A 1,057-nucleotide genomic window follows, 5' to 3' on the forward strand; every position below is an offset into this window, starting at 1 on the left:
GCTTGTTCCGCTATGGACTCGACTATCTGCGCTCGATTCTTCTCAATCTCAACTGGAGAGTTAAAGATTTCTCTGAGGCTGTCCAATTTTTGTCCTGTACTTAGGCTAGAAGCTCTAGATTTTAGTCAAGGACTTCTCTGTTTCTTTGGGTATTCTCCCACTGTGACTTTCTTGTGGGTGCAGAGATGAAAGGGCTGTTTCCATACGTCCTAGCAGGCGTGGCGATCGCTACCGCCGCCGCCGCCCAGCAGCCCCCGCCCCACAATCTCCCCCAAAACAACAGCAGCCAGCAACTACCCGCGACCAGCCGCGCCGCCTCACCATTACCGTCTCAGTTGCCGACCCCGCAGACCTGAAACCTACATTCCGCAGGTTGCTTTTAGTTTTCAGTTGTGCATCTGATTTGAGGTCGCTGAAGCGATTGAAATCTCGTTAGATGGGGTTGAGTAATCGAGCGCTCTCAAGGTTACGAAGTATTAAGACAGAAGTGCGACAGGAAACTTGATCTGAGTCAGGAATCTATGCTGGGTAAGGGCTTTAGGCATTGGCTTGTGCTATACACATCAAGAAAAGACTGTTAACCTGCGGAACGTCGGCTGAAAGTCAAGCAAGGCGATCGCCTCACCCAAGGCCAGCTCATTGCCGATCGCACCCGTGAACGCAATCGCCTCCAAATGCAGAAACAGCAGCTCACCCTCACCCTCGAACGGCTGCAAAGCCCCACCATCAGCGCCCCGCTGCCACCGGCCACTCAGCCGCCCATCCTCGACTCCAGCTACCTCGAAGAAGACGCCGCGATCGCCCGCGCTCAGGCCACCGTTGAGCAAGCCGAAGCCGCGATCGCTGCTCACCCGTCTATGTCATTGTCGTCTAATAGGAAGGAGCAAATCAATCCCCAGAATGACACTTCTACGAAAAGCAGAATACTCTCAGCTGACAGATTAAGGGTTGTTGAATCTTCTTAAGGCAAACGCTTCTGTCTGCAGCATCAAGTGCAGGGCAAACGCATACTAATTTGAGTCCAACGAAGGAATGAGGGTTTCAACGATCAGCAACC

Annotated in this window: 2 protein-coding genes; one reads left to right on the plus strand and one right to left on the minus strand. The window is 52.7% G+C overall.

What is annotated here, in order from left to right:
- Positions 1–185: 185 nt before the first annotated feature.
- A complete protein-coding gene (locus tag QJQ48_RS28330) occupies positions 186–356 on the plus strand; it encodes a hypothetical protein (RefSeq protein WP_346294509.1) in 171 nt (56 codons plus the stop codon).
- Positions 357–563: 207 nt separating this feature from the next.
- Here the strand turns inward: QJQ48_RS28330 and QJQ48_RS28335 are convergent, their stop codons facing one another.
- Entirely contained in the window at positions 564–851 is a 288-nt protein-coding gene (locus QJQ48_RS28335; protein WP_346294510.1) for a hypothetical protein, read from the minus strand.
- Positions 852–1,057 lie beyond the last annotated feature (206 nt).

The sequence above is a fragment of the Sphaerothrix gracilis Ecp01 genome (assembly GCF_030405905.1).
Lineage (GTDB): Bacteria > Cyanobacteriota > Cyanobacteriia > Phormidesmidales > Phormidesmidaceae > Sphaerothrix > Sphaerothrix gracilis.

Excerpts from the sequence above, each read along its gene's own strand:
- QJQ48_RS28330 (WP_346294509.1), top strand. The coding sequence starts at position 186 with ATGAAAGGGCTGTTTCCATACGTCCTAGCAGGCGTGGCGATCGCTACC.